Here is a 1,097-nt window from a genome sequence, read left to right as displayed (position 1 = left end):
GGCAAGGGTTTGACCAGTTGTTTGATCAACGTACTTGATCACTGCTTTTTGGTCTGCCTTAACATAAACAATCTTCGTATCTTGTGAAATTCGATCTGGATCACTTTCATCATTTGGTTCAATAGTTTTATCAACAATATTGTAACCCCATGCTTGTGGTTGTTCCTCCTTAATCACATATCCTGTTGGTGCATCTGGAATTTTAGTTTCTGCTGCTTCTTTAGGATTTGATGGATTATTGTTGTATGTTGGAGATGTTGAATTAGGAATAACATTTCCATCTTCATCTACCTGAATAATCTTACCAAGTGGTTTATAAGTTACAACATCTTCAGCATTAGGATTGGTTGGAGTGACTGTTTTACTACCTGCTTCAGACTTGTCAGCGTAGTAACCAGAAACTACTGGAACACTTTCCCTACCGTAAGTATGACTGTTTTCAGTCCATGTTGTTGTACCATCAGCTTGATTCTTCTTACCTGTGAAAGTATAGTCATTTTGAATCTTATCTGAAGGTACCTGAGCTTTACCATCTGTACTTGTGTACTTAACAGTTTGTTTTGTTGGTTGCGTCACATCATTTGTTTTTGGTACATAGATGATCGGCGTATCTTCCCCTGGTTTATCCGGTGTTACAGGTGTTCCTGGTTCTACTGGTTGACCTGGTTTTGTTGGATCGTTTGGATCTGGCAAGTATGGTTTGTAGCCTGGTACATTAGGCACAACTGGTTGACCTGGTTTCGTTGGATCCGTTGGATCATTTGGATACTTCACTTCTGGTGTTGATGGGAAGTTTGGATCTTTTGGTGTCTCTGGTTTTGGAACCAATTTTCCAAGTGGCTTGTAAGTAACAGTTTCTTCAAGATTTTTTTGAGTGACTGTCTTAGAAGCAACACTTGCTTTATCAGCGTAGTAACCTGTCAATCCTGGTGTTGGAACTGCATCATAGTTAGCCTTATTCGATGCCCATGGAGTAGATGAGAGAACTTCACCTGTCACCTTATCAAGTGTTAAGGTACGTGTCCATTGTGCATTTTGAACCTTATCAGCTGGGGCAGTTGCATTACCGTCTGATACCACATAATGAACAGTTGACG

At 40.1% G+C, this 1,097-nt stretch carries 1 pseudogene; it reads right to left on the bottom strand.

The window, feature by feature from the left end:
- Positions 1-1,097: pseudogene (locus HMPREF2837_RS06505) on the bottom strand (hypothetical protein); the annotation flags it as partial.

Source organism: Streptococcus sp. HMSC071D03 (assembly GCF_001812125.1).
GTDB classification, from domain to species: Bacteria; Bacillota; Bacilli; order Lactobacillales; family Streptococcaceae; genus Streptococcus; species Streptococcus pseudopneumoniae_N.
This window is presented reverse-complemented; position numbering and strand designations above follow the sequence as displayed.